Origin of the sequence: Curtobacterium sp. MCLR17_032 (assembly GCF_003234795.2) — a bacterium.
GTDB lineage: Bacteria > Actinomycetota > Actinomycetes > Actinomycetales > Microbacteriaceae > Curtobacterium.
This window is the reverse complement of sequence record NZ_CP126268.1, coordinates 749619-764799: the sequence shown is the minus strand read 5'-3', so window position 1 is coordinate 764799 and position 15181 is coordinate 749619. Positions and strand designations below refer to the sequence as shown.

Annotated in this window: 12 protein-coding genes; 5 read left to right on the top strand and 7 right to left on the bottom strand. The window is 65.3% G+C overall.

All coding sequences use genetic code 11. From position 1 onward, the window contains the following. Positions 1 to 201 precede the first annotated feature (201 nt). Positions 202 to 942, top strand: coding sequence for a hypothetical protein (locus tag DEI97_RS03650; protein WP_146248205.1), 741 nt, complete (start codon positions 202 to 204; stop codon positions 940 to 942). Next, positions 939 to 1661 carry a hypothetical protein gene (locus tag DEI97_RS03645; protein WP_111075762.1) on the top strand — a complete coding sequence of 241 codons (723 nt, stop codon included), beginning with the start codon at positions 939 to 941 and terminating at the stop codon, positions 1659 to 1661. Before DEI97_RS03650 ends, DEI97_RS03645 begins: the two co-directional genes overlap by 4 nt. Before the next feature lie 1179 nt (positions 1662 to 2840). On the opposite strand, the gene DEI97_RS03640 is transcribed toward DEI97_RS03645, so the two are convergent. The 4 genes from DEI97_RS03640 to DEI97_RS03625 are packed head-to-tail and all read right to left on the bottom strand — an operon-like array spanning position 2841 to position 6140. Beyond that, complete coding sequence (locus tag DEI97_RS03640; RefSeq protein WP_111075761.1) at positions 2841 to 3887, bottom strand: hypothetical protein; 1047 nt, start codon at positions 3885 to 3887, stop codon at positions 2841 to 2843. After that, a complete protein-coding gene (locus DEI97_RS03635) occupies positions 3884 to 4501 on the bottom strand; it encodes an ATP-binding cassette domain-containing protein (RefSeq protein ID WP_146248204.1) in 618 nt (205 codons plus the stop codon). The genes DEI97_RS03640 and DEI97_RS03635 overlap by 4 nt, the downstream gene beginning before the upstream one ends. Further along, a complete protein-coding gene (locus DEI97_RS03630) occupies positions 4492 to 5562 on the bottom strand; it encodes a peptidoglycan-binding domain-containing protein (RefSeq protein ID WP_146248203.1) in 1071 nt (356 codons plus the stop codon). The genes DEI97_RS03635 and DEI97_RS03630 overlap by 10 nt, the downstream gene beginning before the upstream one ends. A gap of 50 nt (positions 5563 to 5612) precedes the next feature. Next, positions 5613 to 6140, bottom strand: coding sequence for a hypothetical protein (locus DEI97_RS03625; RefSeq protein WP_146248202.1), 528 nt, complete (start codon positions 6138 to 6140; stop codon positions 5613 to 5615). A gap of 117 nt (positions 6141 to 6257) precedes the next feature. On the opposite strand from DEI97_RS03625, the gene DEI97_RS03620 reads away from it, so the two are divergent. The 3 genes from DEI97_RS03620 (at position 6258) to DEI97_RS03610 (ending at position 9965) form a co-directional block, all read left to right on the top strand. Next, on the top strand, positions 6258 to 6617 hold the full coding sequence (locus DEI97_RS03620) for a hypothetical protein (RefSeq protein WP_146248201.1): 360 nt from the start codon (positions 6258 to 6260) through the stop codon (positions 6615 to 6617). Between the two features lie 487 nt (positions 6618 to 7104). Next, entirely contained in the window at positions 7105 to 7833 is a 729-nt protein-coding gene (locus tag DEI97_RS03615; protein ID WP_111075756.1) for a hypothetical protein, read from the top strand. Between the two features lie 347 nt (positions 7834 to 8180). After that, on the top strand, positions 8181 to 9965 hold the full coding sequence (locus tag DEI97_RS03610) for an IS30 family transposase (RefSeq protein ID WP_258376762.1): 1785 nt from the start codon (positions 8181 to 8183) through the stop codon (positions 9963 to 9965). Between the two features lie 72 nt (positions 9966 to 10037). On the opposite strand, the gene DEI97_RS03605 is transcribed toward DEI97_RS03610, so the two are convergent. The 3 genes from DEI97_RS03605 to DEI97_RS03595 form a co-directional block, all read right to left on the bottom strand. Continuing rightward, positions 10038 to 11447, bottom strand: a complete 1410-nt coding sequence (locus tag DEI97_RS03605) for a hypothetical protein (RefSeq protein ID WP_146248200.1) — start codon at positions 11445 to 11447, stop codon at positions 10038 to 10040. A 396-nt stretch (positions 11448 to 11843) separates the two neighbouring features. Next, entirely contained in the window at positions 11844 to 14354 is a 2511-nt protein-coding gene (locus DEI97_RS03600; RefSeq protein WP_111075753.1) for a glycoside hydrolase family 65 protein, read from the bottom strand. A 314-nt stretch (positions 14355 to 14668) separates the two neighbouring features. Further along, positions 14669 to 15079: a GNAT family N-acetyltransferase gene (locus DEI97_RS03595; protein WP_258376764.1), complete on the bottom strand. Its 411-nt coding sequence runs from the start codon at positions 15077 to 15079 to the stop codon at positions 14669 to 14671. Positions 15080 to 15181 lie beyond the last annotated feature (102 nt).

Below are 15181 nucleotides of genomic sequence, written 5' to 3'. Positions count from 1 at the left end.
CACGTCGCTGTGCGCTTCGCATCGTTGTCGTTCCTGACACTGGACCCCCCAACCCAAGAGCCCGCGCAACGCGGGCATACCAACCCTACGGTAACGCAAATAGACCCCTCTGTCTACGGCCAAGAGGTTGATGCTCCCGAACGCGACGCAATCAAATACTGGTTCCTGCGGGGCAACCCGCCAAGCGAATAGGAGTTCCGAATGGTTCTGAAGTCACGTTGGAAGCGCTTGAGCGTCGCGGCGGCAACGGTTTGTACCGTCGCTGGCCTCACGCTCGTTCCCGCCGTCTCCGCCTCCGCTGCAAGCGATGACGCTGCAGTCTCGGCACACATGCGCGACTGGTACGCCGCACGCGGCGTCCCCGAAACGACCTACGACCCGCTGATCGACCAGTTCCTCAGCGGCACGCTGATGGATTCGATGCGTGAAGGTCAGACACCGACCTCGATGACGACCCTGCAGCGTGACGGTTTCACCGTCACACAGTCGGTCTTCGCGGATGGTTCGATCTCCGAGACGGAAATCCAGAACCCGAACACCGGCAACAGCGCCGGTGTCTCCCGTCGAGCCGTGACGGCTCAGTCGGTGGGGCAGTGCGCCAGCACCACACCAAGCCACTACGACACTCGGTATAACAACTGTGTCGTAGCGGCGGACAACAGCTTCCTGCAGGTCGCCTTCCACGCCACGTACGACATCGTGCAGGGCAGCAACAACGATCTCATCAACGAAGTCTCCGCACCCTACGCGTACGCGATTGCCGGCACGGCACCGACACCATCTCTGAAGATCACCAAGAAGAACGAGAACGCGTCGGGACCGGCAACTGCGACCGCCACCACGGTCTACAACTCCTCAAGGGGCGGCGGGTCGTTTACGGCAAGCCTCTCCCTCAAGGTCGGCAGCAACAAGGCGATCAGCACCAAGGGAGGCTCCTGGTGAACACGACGAACCGAACCAAGAAGATCGCCATCGCTACCGCCATCGCCGGCACGCTCGTCGTCGGCATGTTCAGCGCAGCTCCCGCTACCGCCGCAACCTCCGGTCAAGACCAGACCGCGCTCCGTGACTGGTTCACCAGCCAAGGCATCTCCTCGGCAACACAAGACGCGCTCATCGCCAAGCTCGACAGCGGCAAGCTCCTGGATTCGATGTCACAATCCGTCCAGCCGACGAGTAGCACTAGCGTGGAAACGTCGACGGAGCTCGTGAGCCGTTCCGTGTACCCAGACGGTTCCGTCGCGGTTACCTCGCTCGAGACGCCTGAAACCACCAGCGCAGGCGCGAAAGCGGGCACACGCTCGCTCCAGCCGCAGCAGATCACAGGCTGCAAGGAGTCCAACGGTGGGGGCTACGTCGTCGAGTCCAACTGCAAGGTCGAGATTGCCACCGGGCCGTACGACCTCTGGTTCAACGCAACCTACGAGCGCTACACCGGTGGTGCCCAGATCGACACCGCGAACAAGCCCAACGCAGTCGTCAAGTACGGCAACCTCGTCGCAGCGCCGACTGTCAGCATCAAGCGGAAGAAGCAGAACGGATCCATCGAGGCTTACGCACAGGAGCACGCCCTGTACAAGTCAACTAGCCTCGGCTCAAGCGAGGACCTCTACGTCTCTCTCCGGGTGACGACGTCGAGGGCCTGGACGACCAACTACTGATCACCCAGACGGAGTAGGATCGGTAGAGTTAGACCCAAACGTGGTCTCGAGGGGAACCTAATGCTGCTGCTCCCGGGCTTCATCCCGATCGTGCTTGTTGTTACGTTCATTTTGATCGGCACCGCAGTGTGGGGATCCCTCAAGAAGGGACCGACACAGAAGCGTCAGGACGCCGAAGCGCGCGAACGTCGGGCGCAACGAACGGCGGACCATTCATAGCTGAAGAGATCGGAGAGGCGCGCCTTTGAGCGCGTCTCTCCTTTTTCTTGTCCGCCTCCGAGCGTCGTTCGAGGGTCAGCCGTCAGCGGCGTTTGCAAACAAACTATCTGAAAAAGGAAACTACCCGTCAAAGGACGCACGGGTCCTTCGTGATCTGCTGCACAGATCCGACTCCCCTGCAGGCAGCGTCGCGGCGAACTTCGACGGCGCCGCCTCCCAGCGGCTATGCGCGTCAGTGCGGATGTGGTGCTCGAGGACGTTCCAAGACCACCCATGGTGCACGGCCCGCTCGGCGTATCACTCCCAGGATCCCCTGTCATCGAGACGGTTGAGGAGCACCGTGATGCCCCCGGGGAAGCTACTCAACAAGCTGTTGCACAAGTTGCTCGCTCGGCTAAGCCGCAGCGACACGGAGCATGTAGAAGAAATTCGCACGCGAGAAACCCTTCATCCCCGGAAGTCCGCACGCAGATCCTCGGCGACACGTCGATGACCTTGATCCCCCGCTGAACCTCCTGCCGCTGCGGAATCGATGACCCGATCGGCCGATACAGGCGCACAAACTTGGGGTTCAGCCTCCGCTGTGCCGTGAACTGCGCATCCCTCACCTGGTGCTTCAGCTCGGCTAAAGCTGCAGCGTAGTTCACGGGATTTGAGGCTGAGGTATTCGGGGTGCGCGCCACACACGAGCTTGACGGAGACGGCGGAATCGATGATGGATTCGCCGACGATCGGCAATCTTGGTTGAACCACGCCTGTTCCTCCGTCGTCCTTCGGTACCGCCGCCTGTGGTCCGGCTACGTCCGCTGGCGGCCTGCGCCGCCCAACTGAGGGAGAGACGCACACCGGATCAGAGGTTGCGGTTGACGCGAGTTGCACAGCCGAGGATCAGGCTGCCGCACAGGCACGGCAGTCAGTGCGACTTGGAGTCATAGAGGAGGGCGTGTGAAGACCTCGGACCTATCGGTCCCTCGCGAGGTTCGTGGGCTGGCGCGCGACGACGAGCAGGGAAGCTGCAGCTCCAATGAGGGTCCAGGCGCACCCGCCAGCGAGTACCTCGAGGGCAACAGCACCTGGCGAGTGCATGGCGCTCATTCCGACCGCAGTAAAGGCGACCCCGGCAATTGCGTAGAAGCCCCCGGGGATCGCGGATAGGAGCGTGAAGATCGTCGCGAGTGACCGTCGGGAGGTGCCACTGAGTCGGTAGGCGGCCCACGCCGAACCCTGAGTCGCGATTAGTGCTGCGGAGATGAGCCCGCCGGCGCCGCCGAACACCAACGGCAGGAACTGGTCTTGCCTCGCCGTGAAGGTGTCTACCGGATTGAACGTCGGAACACTCCCCGGCTGAGCGATGACCGGGCCGCCGACAACGTCGAGCTCTGCGACCACGACTGGCGCTGCGCGGGTAGCGTTCCGCAAGGGGTTCACGACCACGAAGCACGTCGACGCGGACTGCACGCGGACGCTGAGGGGAACGACGATCGCCGAGTTTGTTCCGATGGCGTCTGGCTGGGGCCTCCCTCGAATGCTCAGTAGGGCCTGTCCGGCTCCGGGGATCCTGAGCCGCGTGAGTGCGCTCGACTTCGTGATGGCCGAACCGACGACGGCGTCTGCGGACTGCAGCTGGGGAAGTAGCGAGGCGCTCGCACCGATCACGGGCACCGTCTTACCGAGCTGTGGGACGTACACGTCGCGGAGCGGCAGGGCGAGGCCTGCTGCGTCGATGTCCGGGGAAGCCGCGAGCGCCTCGCAGGAACGTCTGCCGATCTTGATTTTGTCGCGTTGGTTCGCGGACCGGACCGTCAGGACGTTAGCGCCAGCGCGGTCAGCCACGACAAGTTGATGGTCGAGGCCGGCTGAGGCATGCAGTGCGAGGACACCGCCGGTGATACCGGCGAGGACCGCGACAAGAGGCAGCACGTAGAAAATCGAGCTCCCGTCGACCAACGTCTTCCAAGCCTCACGCGCGAGGGCAGCGAATGTCCAGCTATCGCGGCGCAGTCTCATGCGCGTCTCAGATCGAGTACGCGGCTGGCACTATCGATCAAGATCGGATCGTGGGTGGCAACGATGATGATCCCTGCAGGTCGGAGTTCAGCGAGGAGGCCGGCGAGGGCGTGAGTGTTCTGCGCGTCGAGACTCGCGGAGGGTTCATCGGCGAGGATGATGGGCCGATTCGTCGAAAGCGCCCGCGCAAATGCCAACCGCTGCAACTCGCCGCCGGAAAGAGTCCGTGCTCGCTGATAGGCGACGGACGCCAAGCCCACCCGGTGCAGCGCATCTTGCGCGAGCTGGGCCGCCGCCTCGGGAGAACGGCCCTCCGCAAGTGGTCCGATCATGACATTGTCCATCGCCGACCGTGAACCCAACGCGTTGGAACCCTGAGGGACCCAGACCACATCCGTCGGGTTCGGAGGTTCGTTGTTCCCGTCCCTGGCCACCTCAATCGTGCCGGTCGTCAATGCCATCTCGCCGGCGATGCAGGCGAGGAGGCTCGATTTGCCAGACCCTGAGGGGCCTACGATCGCCGACACCATCCCGGAATCGAAACGTGCTTGGACGTCCTGGAAAACGCTTCGATCACCAAAAAGCAAAGACCCGTCCGCGACCGTCACATGCACTTCGAGCGCTCCGAGGACGTGAGCGCATTGGGGTACCGCGCGATCTCCTGCCCGGAGAGGTCGGCCGAAACGGCTGTGCTGCCTAGCTCCCCGTCAACACTCCCAGGGTCCTGCACCTTGGCCGCCCGCACAGTGTTTCCCTTCTGCTCGAATACGCAGAACCCGCCACTGCGCGCCACGAAAAGCGCGCTGGACGGGACCACACCCACACGGCGGGGATCTGCGAGGGAGACAATTACGCCGTTGAAGACAGTGCCGTTGCCTTGAGCCTGCGATGAGATTTCGTTCGCATTGGCGGCGGCCCGCAGTTCGGCAGCGAGGGCCGTTACTTCGTCGCCCGTCATGTCGAGACTCTTAACGGTGCTGTGATGACTTCCGGCGCTGAACTCAAGCGCACCCGCACTGAACATCGGGGTCACCGCCTGATCGTCGGCGGTCGTCACCGCGACCGCGTCCTCTTCTGCCGACGTCGTAACCAAAGCGGCTCCGTCCGCCACCGATGAGCCCACGCCGGCACGAATCTCGCTTACCGTGGTACTCGTAGTCGGGACCCAGGCGACGAGCGACAACGTGAAGGTCCCGTCAACGGGAGCGCCGGCGGCCCTCTGCAGAAGCTTCACCGCGGCTACCTGGGGTGCGCCGTAGGTTGAGGATCCCGCTGCGGCCTCGGTCAAGTAACCGATCTGGTGGAGAATTCCGGAGAGCTGGACTACATCTGGGCCAGTGTCACCCATGGCGAGGGGGCGATACAAGGGAGCGTCGGCGACGTAACCGATAACGGTAACCCCACTGACAGTCACCATCGGCGTTCCCGTCGAAATCGCCTGGCCGACAGCGACCTTCACCGCGGTCACCACACCGTCGACGGATCCATGCACTTCCTCAGGAGCCCGCGGCGTCACCTTCACATTGACGCTGGTGCGTTCTGCGTCCTCGCGTAACCCAACACGCACGAAGGTGGGACCTGATTGGTCGACGTCCCGAGCTTGAACAATCGGCGCTACGTAGATAGTTCCAGCGGCGATCAGCGCCGCGACCAACCAGATACCAATCAGGGGCAAGACGTAGCGAACGCCCCACGAACGCCCGCGCAGTCTAGAGCGACCCAGGGTCACGGCATGTACCGGTCGCGGCAAGCGTCGCGATCAATACCGTTGGATTCGAGCTGCTCGATCATCTTGCGCTCGGTCTTTGCCGGCTTCACGTCGTGCGCTTCGAGGCACTCTCGGAACGCGTTCGCCTGAGGTGACGTGTCCTCACGAGAGACCTGCCAGATCGTGTCGATCTGCGCGAACTCGGCGTCGTAACATCTCGCGTCCACACCAGACCTTACGGCCCCATCAGGCACCTGCCCCATGATCACCTGGTTCGTCTCGTCAGTCTTGGTCACCGTGTAACCTGCGTCGGCCTCACACGCCACGTAACGATTCCACCCGTCAAGATACTCGTCGTAGGAGACCCTCTTGTCGGACAGCGCAGCCTTCTGATCGGCCGACATCTTCGCTGCGGGAGACGGTGACGACGCCATCACCGGCGTGCGATCCGAGCCAGGCGTTCCGTCGCTGCACCCGGCGAGCGTGGTTGCGATCGCGATCCCGAGCGCGGCCATCCCGAGGAGACCGCTTCGTCTGCTTCCCATGCAGGCAAGCTAGCAGACAGGGGCCCGATCACTTTGTCCCCTTTAATGCCGACTGGAGCACTCGCCAAAGTCAAGATTGACTCAGGTTGCAGTTCAGTTCACTCAAAGGGGACGTAAATGAAGTCGAAGTTGATCAAGATCGTTGTAGGTACCGCACTCGCAGGGGGAATGGCACTGATGACTGCCGCTCCGGCAAGCGCGCTCACGACGTTTTACACCTGTTACCAGACGCCGACTGGTTTCGATGGGTACAAGGCGATCACCAGCAAGGCATCGGGGGAGAGCCTGAACGTCAAGGGCGGATGCGGCGCGGTGTCGGTTCGCGTGCACTATACCGTGCCGACGACGGGTTATGCGACGTGGTCGACGTGGAAGACCGATTCCACGGATGCCCTTATCAAGCCGGGGTACAACACCGACGACCAGTCGCAGCACAAGGCATCGGATTTCCCGAACGTGCACACCTTCAAGAACTAGCTGCACAAGGCAGGGCGGAGCCGCTGCAGCGGCTCCGCCCTCAGCCGGTCAGGGCTTAGCGCATCTTAGGACGCTCCACGACAGTTGGTCTTTAGTTGCGCTTCGCGTAGCCGCACCTCATGGAGCGCCTTGGAACAGCACTACGGGCTCGGCCGCCCGCTGACTTTCCAAACTTTGCGACTGGGCATCAGCTCGTTCTCGTGATCATGACGCCGTCGAGGCACGTGCTCGACTCGACCTTCGTCGAAGCGGAAACGGCAGCCGCGCTGCAGACCAGCATCGAACAGGTCCAAAAGAACGCAGCTGATGGGGCCAGGACTCGAATGGGTGGGCGCCGCTTACAGTGGTCGGCCGCAGATCACGATAGCGTACGGGCTCGGCGACACCACTGACCTCACCGACGCCCTCGCCGTCCTCAAACTCGCCGGTCTGGCCGCGGTCGTGGAGTCGCACGACACAGATCGCGCTCGCTGAACAGACCGCGAACGTGCTCCTGGTCGACGTCGACCGGCGCCGCGTGTGGATCGACGGGCAGCAAGTCCTTGGAGTGCGCGAGCGGTGGAAGGATGCCGCACCGATCTACGTCACGTTCGCCGTCGCGCGAATGCTCGCCGTCAACGGCTCCACCTTTGACGGACTGGTGCGGGCCGGGCTCACTGCCGGGCAAGTGGATGACGCGCTCGCACGCCTCGGGAAGCGCGTGCACCGCACCGACATCGGATGGGAGTCACGGCAAGTCGATGGGCTCGTGGACTTCGCCATCGCCTGTTACCCCGGACCAGGCGGCGTCAGGACCCGGTGGACGTCCGACCTGACGCTCGTCGAGCAGGCGGAACGGCTCATCAGTGCCGGATGCCGCATCTCCGGCCGTGCCAGTTCCGAGCGTCCCGGCTACCCAGCGATCCGCAAGCGACAGATGCCATATCGGCTCGTCGCGTTCACCGAGCAGGAAGTCGACATGGCCGCGCTCGGCTTCGAACAAGACACGATGGGCTTCGCTGGCACCGAACTCGTCCGCCCCGCGGACCCGACGATCTTCCTCACCGCAGCGGCCGCCGGATACACGGACCGCACCGACGACATCATCACCGCCAACACACTCCTCCGCGCCGACTACCGCAACGCCGACGACGCAGCATCGCTGCAAGGAGTACGGGACCGGCTGCAATTCGCCGCCGACAGCGGCTACGACCTCCGCCACAACCTGCCCAGCTGACGAAGACCGACCAATCAGGCCGATACCCCGCCGGCTTGCTGTCGGTGCTTCACCGAACTGCGCCAAACCCAAGCAGCCAGCTTGGTCTCGCCGCGACCTGCTTCCACCCAAACTGCGTCTCGGGTGAGGCGGTACGCCCGGGCGTCACTTCGACGAATCAGCCGGTCAGGCAACTGGAACCACGCGCGCACAGGCAACGGCTCGGGAAGCTCGCGCACCTCCACTCCGCGCGCATCCTCCTCAAGCGAGAACGGCGACCCCGGCACCCAACGATCCGAACGACGACGACCCATGACCGCGACAGTAGGAGCCCGCACCGACGTTCGCAGAAGGGGCCCCGGATTCACTTGATCGACGCAACACCTTCCTCCGAGGTGTTGCCCTTGTACTTGTCCCTGTCGTCTCCGCAAGCTGTCCGGTTTCTCGCCCTGATCCGGGAGGGGCGCGGTCTCAAACCTTCCGCCCGCATCGCTGGCATCGGCAAGGAGGCCGGGTACCGGTTCCTTCGCGAGCGGTATCTGCAGCTGCGCCGTTCCGGTTCTGATCCTGCAGCAGCGTTGACCGTCGTCGGTGTGACGAGCAGTCGCGTGGCCTCGTGGGAAGCGCGTCTGAACCTCGACGGCAGGCATCATCTGCGCGTCGAGCTGAGCGTCGAGGAGCGGTTCTGGTCGGCGTTCCACGCGGGCGCATCCGTGGAAGACGCCGCGGTGGAATCTGGGTTGGGCCGCGCGACCGGCTACCGGCTCCTACGACGACGATTCGACGAGCTCCGGGAGGGAAGCTCCGTCGCGTCTGCCGCCGTCACGCTTCGGATGAGCGGGAAGCGCGCTGACCTGCTCGAACGAGAACGGCAGAGCCGAATCCGCCGCGACCAGAACGCCGCCACAGCGGCGCTGCGGAAGGCGTTGGCAGCGTCGGCGCGCGTTGCTGAGCTGTCACTGACGACGACGCGGCGAGGGCGAAAAGCCCGTGGCGTTGAGGACGAGTACTGGCAGCTGATGCGGCAGGGCATGAGCAACACCGACGCCTGCAGACTGCTTGGCATGTCTCGACGCTCCGGCACCCTGGTTCGCCAACGAGCCGGCTACCGCTTCCCGCCAGCGAGCCCTATCGAGCCGGCGTCGTCGGGACGTTACCTGGCGCTGCGGGAACGACTCCAGATCGCCGACCTGCGCCGACTGGGGCTCTCGATTCGCCAGATCAGCGTCCGTCTGGGCCGGCACCCCTCGACGATCAGTCGCGAGCTCCGACGGCACCGGACGGGAAGCGGGGACTACTTGCCGCATCTTGCTGACGATGACGCCAGGCGCCAACGCGCTCGTCCGAAACCGCACCGCCTCGTCGCCGATGCCGCGCTTCGGCGGCTGGTGCAGCGGAAGCTGAACCGGTTCTGGTCACCGGAAGAGATCAGCGGCTGGCTGCGAAAGACCTACCCCACCGACGCGGCCATGCGCGTCTGTCACGAGACCATCTACCGAGCCCTGCTCCTCCGGGAAGATGCTGGCCTGCACAAGCGCTACACGGGCAAACTCCGCACCGGACGTCGAGTCCGACGCACCAGGTGGAACAACCCCATCGGTCGAGGATCCCGGATCCGGAACATGGCCAGCATCACCGAGCGTCCCGCTGACGCAGCCGACAAGCAGACCGCCGGCCACTGGGAAGGCGACCTCATCGTCGGTGTCGGCTCCGTGTCCGCGATGGCCGCCCTCCGTGAACGCACCACCCACTACGGCATCGTCTTGAACCTCCCGAACGATCACACTGCGCGCAGCGTCAACGCCGCGATCACGGAAGCGTTCGCTGCGCTCCCCAAGCACCTGAAACGGTCGCTGACCTGGGATCAGGGCGTCGAGATGGCTGCCCACGAACAACTCACTGCCACGACCGGAGTCCCCGTGTTCTTCGCCGACCGTTCCAGCCCCTGGCAGCGCGGCGCGAACGAGAACTTCAACGGGCTCCTCCGGCAGTACTTCCCCAAAGGCACCAACCTCGCCATCCACAGCCCCAGCCACGTCACCACCGTCATGAACGATCTCAACAACCGCCCGCGAAAGCGCCTCGACTACGACACTCCAACCCAACGATTCAACGCCGAGAAGCGCCGCATCACTGCCCTCCAGCTACCCTGAAACCAGCCCCAAATCGACCAACTGTCGCGTCGACCATCAGAATCCGCCCTCATCAATCGAGACGGCTTGTAGCTACCGGTGGGTGGCGATGAATGCGAGCGCGCGGGTGGTTGAGGCGAGCCTCTTGGGTTTCCCGGGCATGCTGACGGTGCCGAACGAGGTCGGGTCAGCGGTGCCGGCGAGGTGTGTCTGGAGCCGGCGGAAGCTGTCGATTTGACGGGTGAGCGCGTTGATGTCGACGAGGTCGTCGTCGAGTTCGGCGAGGAGGTACAGCGGGCCGGTGACGAGCGCGACAGCGGGGATCTCCGCTTCGTAGAGCGGTTCGCCTTCACCGAGGTGCACGAGCGCACCGGGCTTGACCGGGGCGGCGATCTCGGTCGCGCCGTGCCAGGTCTCGCGAACAAGGCCCGCGAGCTCGGTCGTGGTCGCGTACAGCAGTTCCGGTTCGAGGGTGCCGTCGGCGGCGTACTCGCCGGTGGTGGGGTCAGTGGCGAAGTGGCGGGCGCCGAGGTGTTCGATCCCGAGCCCGGCGACGGCTGTCAGCCCGCCGGCGTCCGGGGACCACAGGTCGCGGTGCGCTTCCAGCCAGGCGGTCGTGGCTTGGCCGTGCTTGGTGACCGCGGGGATGCGCAAGTGCCCAGCAGCGTAGACGAACACGATCGTGCGGTCGTGGCCAGTTGCGGCTGCGTCGCGGGCGAGCGCGACCAGGCCGAGGTGGCCGTTCTCTTCGACAGCGTTGCCGCCGTCACTGTGCGTGACGACCAGGACTGACTCGTTCGCGTGGGGGCCTGTTCCGGGAGAGACAGCCCAGAGGGTGTCCATCGACGCGGGTGTCTTCTGCGCGTTGAGGGTGAGGGTGGCGGTCGCGCTGTTCTCGGCCGCGGTGAGGACGTCCCGCCGGGCGGATTCGGGCACCCAGACCGCCGGGACGTCCTGGTAGTCGCGGGTGAAGGGCAGGTACTGGCCGTGCGCGGCGGCGTCGGCTATACCGTGCCAAACGGCCACGACGCCGAGGACGCCGGCTTCGCGTGCTTTCGTGAGGTCGGTTCCGGCGAGCTCGGAACCGATCACCGGGTTCGCGACGGTCTCGAAGGGCAAGTCGCCTTCCCAGCTGTCGAGGAGGAGGCGGGCGGGCACGTCGAGGTTCTGCACCTCGATGACGGCGATCTTGCCCGCGGCGGCGCGCCAGTTCTTTCGAAGCCCGTGGACGAGGACGAGTTCTCCGGTCACGCCCTCCGGGCCGGTCTTGCCGGAGTACGGCCATGCCGAGGACAGCGGAATCTGCTGCTGGCCGATCTGCAACCCGACCTGGTCGCTGGTGGCGTCCCACCGGTCGAAGGTGTGGGTGTCGCGGTGCACGTTATAGGCGAGCTCCTTGAGGTCGGCTGCGACGTCTTCGATGAGGGCGCGGTGGGCGTCGTTGCCGGAGGTGCGCGGGCCGAGTTCCCGAAGCCGGTCGATCTGTTGTTGGTAGGCAGTCATGACGTTCCCCTTCCGATGGTGCTGGTCGTGGTGATAGCTGAAGAGAGGTGCCGACCTCATGGTGGCGCGGGCGATCTCCTACGGGTGGATCGGTTCGGTCAGGCCACGGATGCAGCCCTCGACCGCGGCAATGGGACCCGTTCGGTGTCGTCGTGGAGCACGCTCTGGCTCACGGCGGCCGACGTGTGCTGCCACGACTGCGCGGGTGAAGAGTGCCGGGTCGACAGTGGGTCGGAGGCCGATGCGGGCGAGGCTGCCGACCAGGAGTGGTTGCAGGGTGTCGTGGAAGTGGTCCGCGTGCTCGCGGAGTAACCGTCACGGTAGCTATCTGCGGTGTCGTGGGCTGACGGGCTCATGCAATCTGCGCCCTCAGCCGGATCGCGCCTGTTGAAACGGCTACGCGCTCGTCTGATTTACCTCGTACTCATGCTCGATGAAGATGGTGGGGATCGACGCGGTGATCACCGAGCCGTCCGCCCGCAGCGTGCCCTGGATGTCGCTGGTCGTCGGCGCGTACCCGCTCATCCGCGGCCCCTGGTGCGGCAGCGGCACCACTGTCGGCTGGTCGGCGGAGAGGTCCCACTGCTGGTTGTGGACCCACACGGTGAAGCCCTCACCGTGCTCGATCGTGAACGTCAGCGTGTCCTGCTCGAGGTCGACCCGGATCCGCGACCCGTGCACCGTCAGGCGGTAGGTCAGGCGGTCCCAGTCCTTCGGCAGCCGCGGGTTGAACGACATCCGTCCGCCGTGGTCGCGCATGCCGCCGACGCCGTTGACGAGCGCACCCCAGATGCCACCCGTCGAGGCGATGTGCACGCCGTCCGCGGTGTTGCCGTGCAGGTCGGCGAGGTCGACGTACAGCGCCGTCTGGAAGTACTGCGCCGCCAGGTCGTGGTACCCGACCTCGGCCGCCATGATCGACTGGACGACCGCGGACAGGGTCGAGTCGCCGGTCGTCAGGGCGTCGTAGTAGTCGAAGTCGCGGCGCTTCTCGGCTGCCGTGAACTCGTGACCCTGCAGGAACAGCGCGAGCACGACGTCCGCCTGCTTGAGCACCTGGAACCGGTAGATCACCAGCGGGTGGTAGTGCAGCAGCAGGGGGCGCTTGGAGTCGGGCGTGTTCTCGAGGTCCCAGAGCTCCTTGTCGAGGAACTGGGCGTCCTGGGGGTGGATGCCGCGGTGCGGGTCGCACGGGATCTCCATCGACTCGGCGGCGTGCTCCCACTCGACGACCTCGGCCGGGTCGAGTCCGGTGCGCCGGACCATGCGGCCGTACTCCTCCGGGTCGTCGGCGGCGAGCTCGTGGCAGGCGTTGACGGCGAACCACAGGTTCGCCCGGGCCATGACGTTCGTGTAGAGGTTGTCGTCGACGACCGTCGTGTACTCGTCCGGCCCGGTGACACCGTCGATGTGGAACTTCTTGTCGCCGTTCGAGCGCCAGAAGCCCAGGTCCGCCCACAGCCGGGCGGTCTCGACCAGGATGTCGATCGCTCCGCGCTTGAGGAAGTCGCGGTCCCCCGAAGCGCGCACGTACTGCATGAGCGCGTGGGCGATGTCCGCGTCGATGTGGTACTGCGCGGTACCGGCGGCGTAGTACGCCGAGGACTCTTCGCCGTTGATCGTCCGCCACGGGAACAGAGCCCCGCGCTGGTTCAGTTCGCGGGCCCGGGAGCGGGCGGCGTCGAGCATGTTGTACCGGAAGCGCAGCGCGTTCCGGGCGGCGATCGGTGCCGTGTAGGACAGGAACGGCAGGACGTAGATCTCCATGTCCCAGAAGTAGTGCCCGCCGTACCCGGACCCGGTGACGCCCTTCGCCGCGATGCCGTGCCCGTCGGTCCGGGCCGTCGCCTGCGCGAGCATGAACAGGTTCCAGCGCACCGCCTGCTGCACGTCCGGCTTGCCGGCCACCTCGACGTCGCTGCGCGCCCAGTAGTCGTCCATCCACGCGCGCTGCGCGGCGAAGACCTCGTCGACGGACTCGGCGTGCGCGCGGTCCAGCGTGCGGTCGCAGCGGTCCGCGAGCTCCCGCACGGGGACGCCGCGCGAGGTGTGGTAGACGATGTTCTTCACGAGCCGGATCGGCACACCGGCCTTCGCCTGCACGCGGTAGACGTGCTTGGCGAGGTCGTCCTCGATCGAGGACGACTCGTCCCACGAGTTGTCGGTCTCGAGGTGGTGCTCCACGCCGACGCAGATGGTCATGCCCGAGCTCGCCGCCTGGTAGCCCAGCAGGGAACGGCCGCCGGTGCTGCGCTTCAGCTTCGGCTCGAGCACCCGCTCCGTGAACGCCTCGGCCTTGCGCGGGTCGAAGGCGTTCGCGGCGGCGCGCATGCCCGCGTGGTACTCGTCCTGGACGTCCTGGCGGTTCAGGATCTGGCTCGACAGCAGGAGCGAGGCGTCCGCGTCGAGCACGGTCACCTCGTAGTCGATGACCGCCAGGTGCCGGTCGGTGAAGGACACCAGCCGGCGGGAGCGGATCAGCACCCGCTTGCCGGACGGCGTCGACCACTCCGTCTCGCGGTACAGGTACCCGCCGCGGAAGTCGAGGCGCCGGGTGTGCCACAGGATGTCGGCCTCGGCCAGGACGAGCGGCTCGTCGTCGACGTACAGGCGGATGACCTTCGCGTCGGGCGCGTTGATGATGGTCTGCCCGGTCTTGGCGAACCCGAACGCGTCCTCGGCGTGCCGGATCGGCCACGTCTCGTGGAAGCCGTTGACGTACGTGCCGTACTGGACGCCGCCACGGCCCTCGTCGAGGTTGCCGCGGAGGCCCAGGTACCCGTTGCCGACGGCGAAGTTCGTCTCCGCGACGCCCTGCTCGTCGGGGGCGTACTCGGTCTCGACGAGCGCCCACTCGTCGATCGGGTAGCGGACGCGGTCGAGCGGGTCCGAGGTAATCGAGCGCATGTGGCTTTCCTCTGTCTTACAACGCGAACGGGGATACGCAGTAGAACTGCAGATCCCCGTGCTGGGGCTTCGAACCGATTCGGGCGATGGCCTCGGCTGTTGCGATCTGCCTTTCAGCCCGAGACTTCCGCACGCGCACCGGTGCACGACCGGGTGGCAAGCGGCCGGCAGGCAAAGAGGCGGTCAAGGGCCACACGTTGACCGTGTGCTGCGTAACCAGGTACACCATCGGTGATGCGCGCATCGTTTCACTGGTTCGCAGCACACGAAGGAACGTTCGTTCGACACATCGCTTACGTCTCCGCACGAGCAGATCAGAGCGTCAGTTCGAAGTAGCACGCCAATGGATCGTCGACATAGTCGGCGAATGGTCCACGCGGGGTGAACCCGTGCCGCTGGTAAAGCCGGCGTGCCGGAGCGAAAAAGTCGGGTGCGCCCGTCTCGAGCAGCATCCGCCTAGCGCCTCGGGAACGAGCCTGCTCGATCACGTGCTGCAGCATGGCCCCACCGACCCCTTGCCCGCGAGCTACCTCCGCGGTGCGCATCGACTTCAACTCAACGGCGTCATCGTTCAGCGTCTTCAGTGCAGCGCAGCCGAGGACGGTGCCGCCGTCCCACGCCGAGAAGAAGCGCATCCCTGGACCGCGGAGCGCATCAAGGTTCAACGCATGCATCGATTCGGCGGGTGATGTCGCGTTCATATCGGCGAGGTGGTCGGCAAGCATCTGTTGCACGGGCAGAGTCTCGAGTCCGCCGTCACGGATGGCCAACGTGGGGTGCTCCTGTCGGGGTTGAAGGGGTTGAACTGCGGGCTGCGGCATATGCGA

What these genes read in the sequence shown, in the direction of transcription:
- DEI97_RS03650 (WP_146248205.1), top strand. Translation starts at nt 202, where the DNA reads ATGGTTCTGAAGTCACGTTGGAAGCGCTTGAGCGTCGCGGCGGCAACG.
- DEI97_RS03640 (WP_111075761.1), bottom strand. Translation starts at nt 3,887, where the DNA reads ATGAGACTGCGCCGCGATAGCTGGACATTCGCTGCCCTCGCGCGTGAG.
- DEI97_RS03625 (WP_146248202.1), bottom strand. Translation starts at nt 6,140, where the DNA reads ATGGGAAGCAGACGAAGCGGTCTCCTCGGGATGGCCGCGCTCGGGATC.
- DEI97_RS03620 (WP_146248201.1), top strand. Translation starts at nt 6,258, where the DNA reads ATGAAGTCGAAGTTGATCAAGATCGTTGTAGGTACCGCACTCGCAGGG.
- DEI97_RS03605 (WP_146248200.1), bottom strand. Translation starts at nt 11,447, where the DNA reads ATGACTGCCTACCAACAACAGATCGACCGGCTTCGGGAACTCGGCCCG.
- DEI97_RS03600 (WP_111075753.1), bottom strand. Translation starts at nt 14,354, where the DNA reads ATGCGCTCGATTACCTCGGACCCGCTCGACCGCGTCCGCTACCCGATC.
- DEI97_RS03595 (WP_258376764.1), bottom strand. Translation starts at nt 15,079, where the DNA reads ATGCTTGCCGACCACCTCGCCGATATGAACGCGACATCACCCGCCGAA.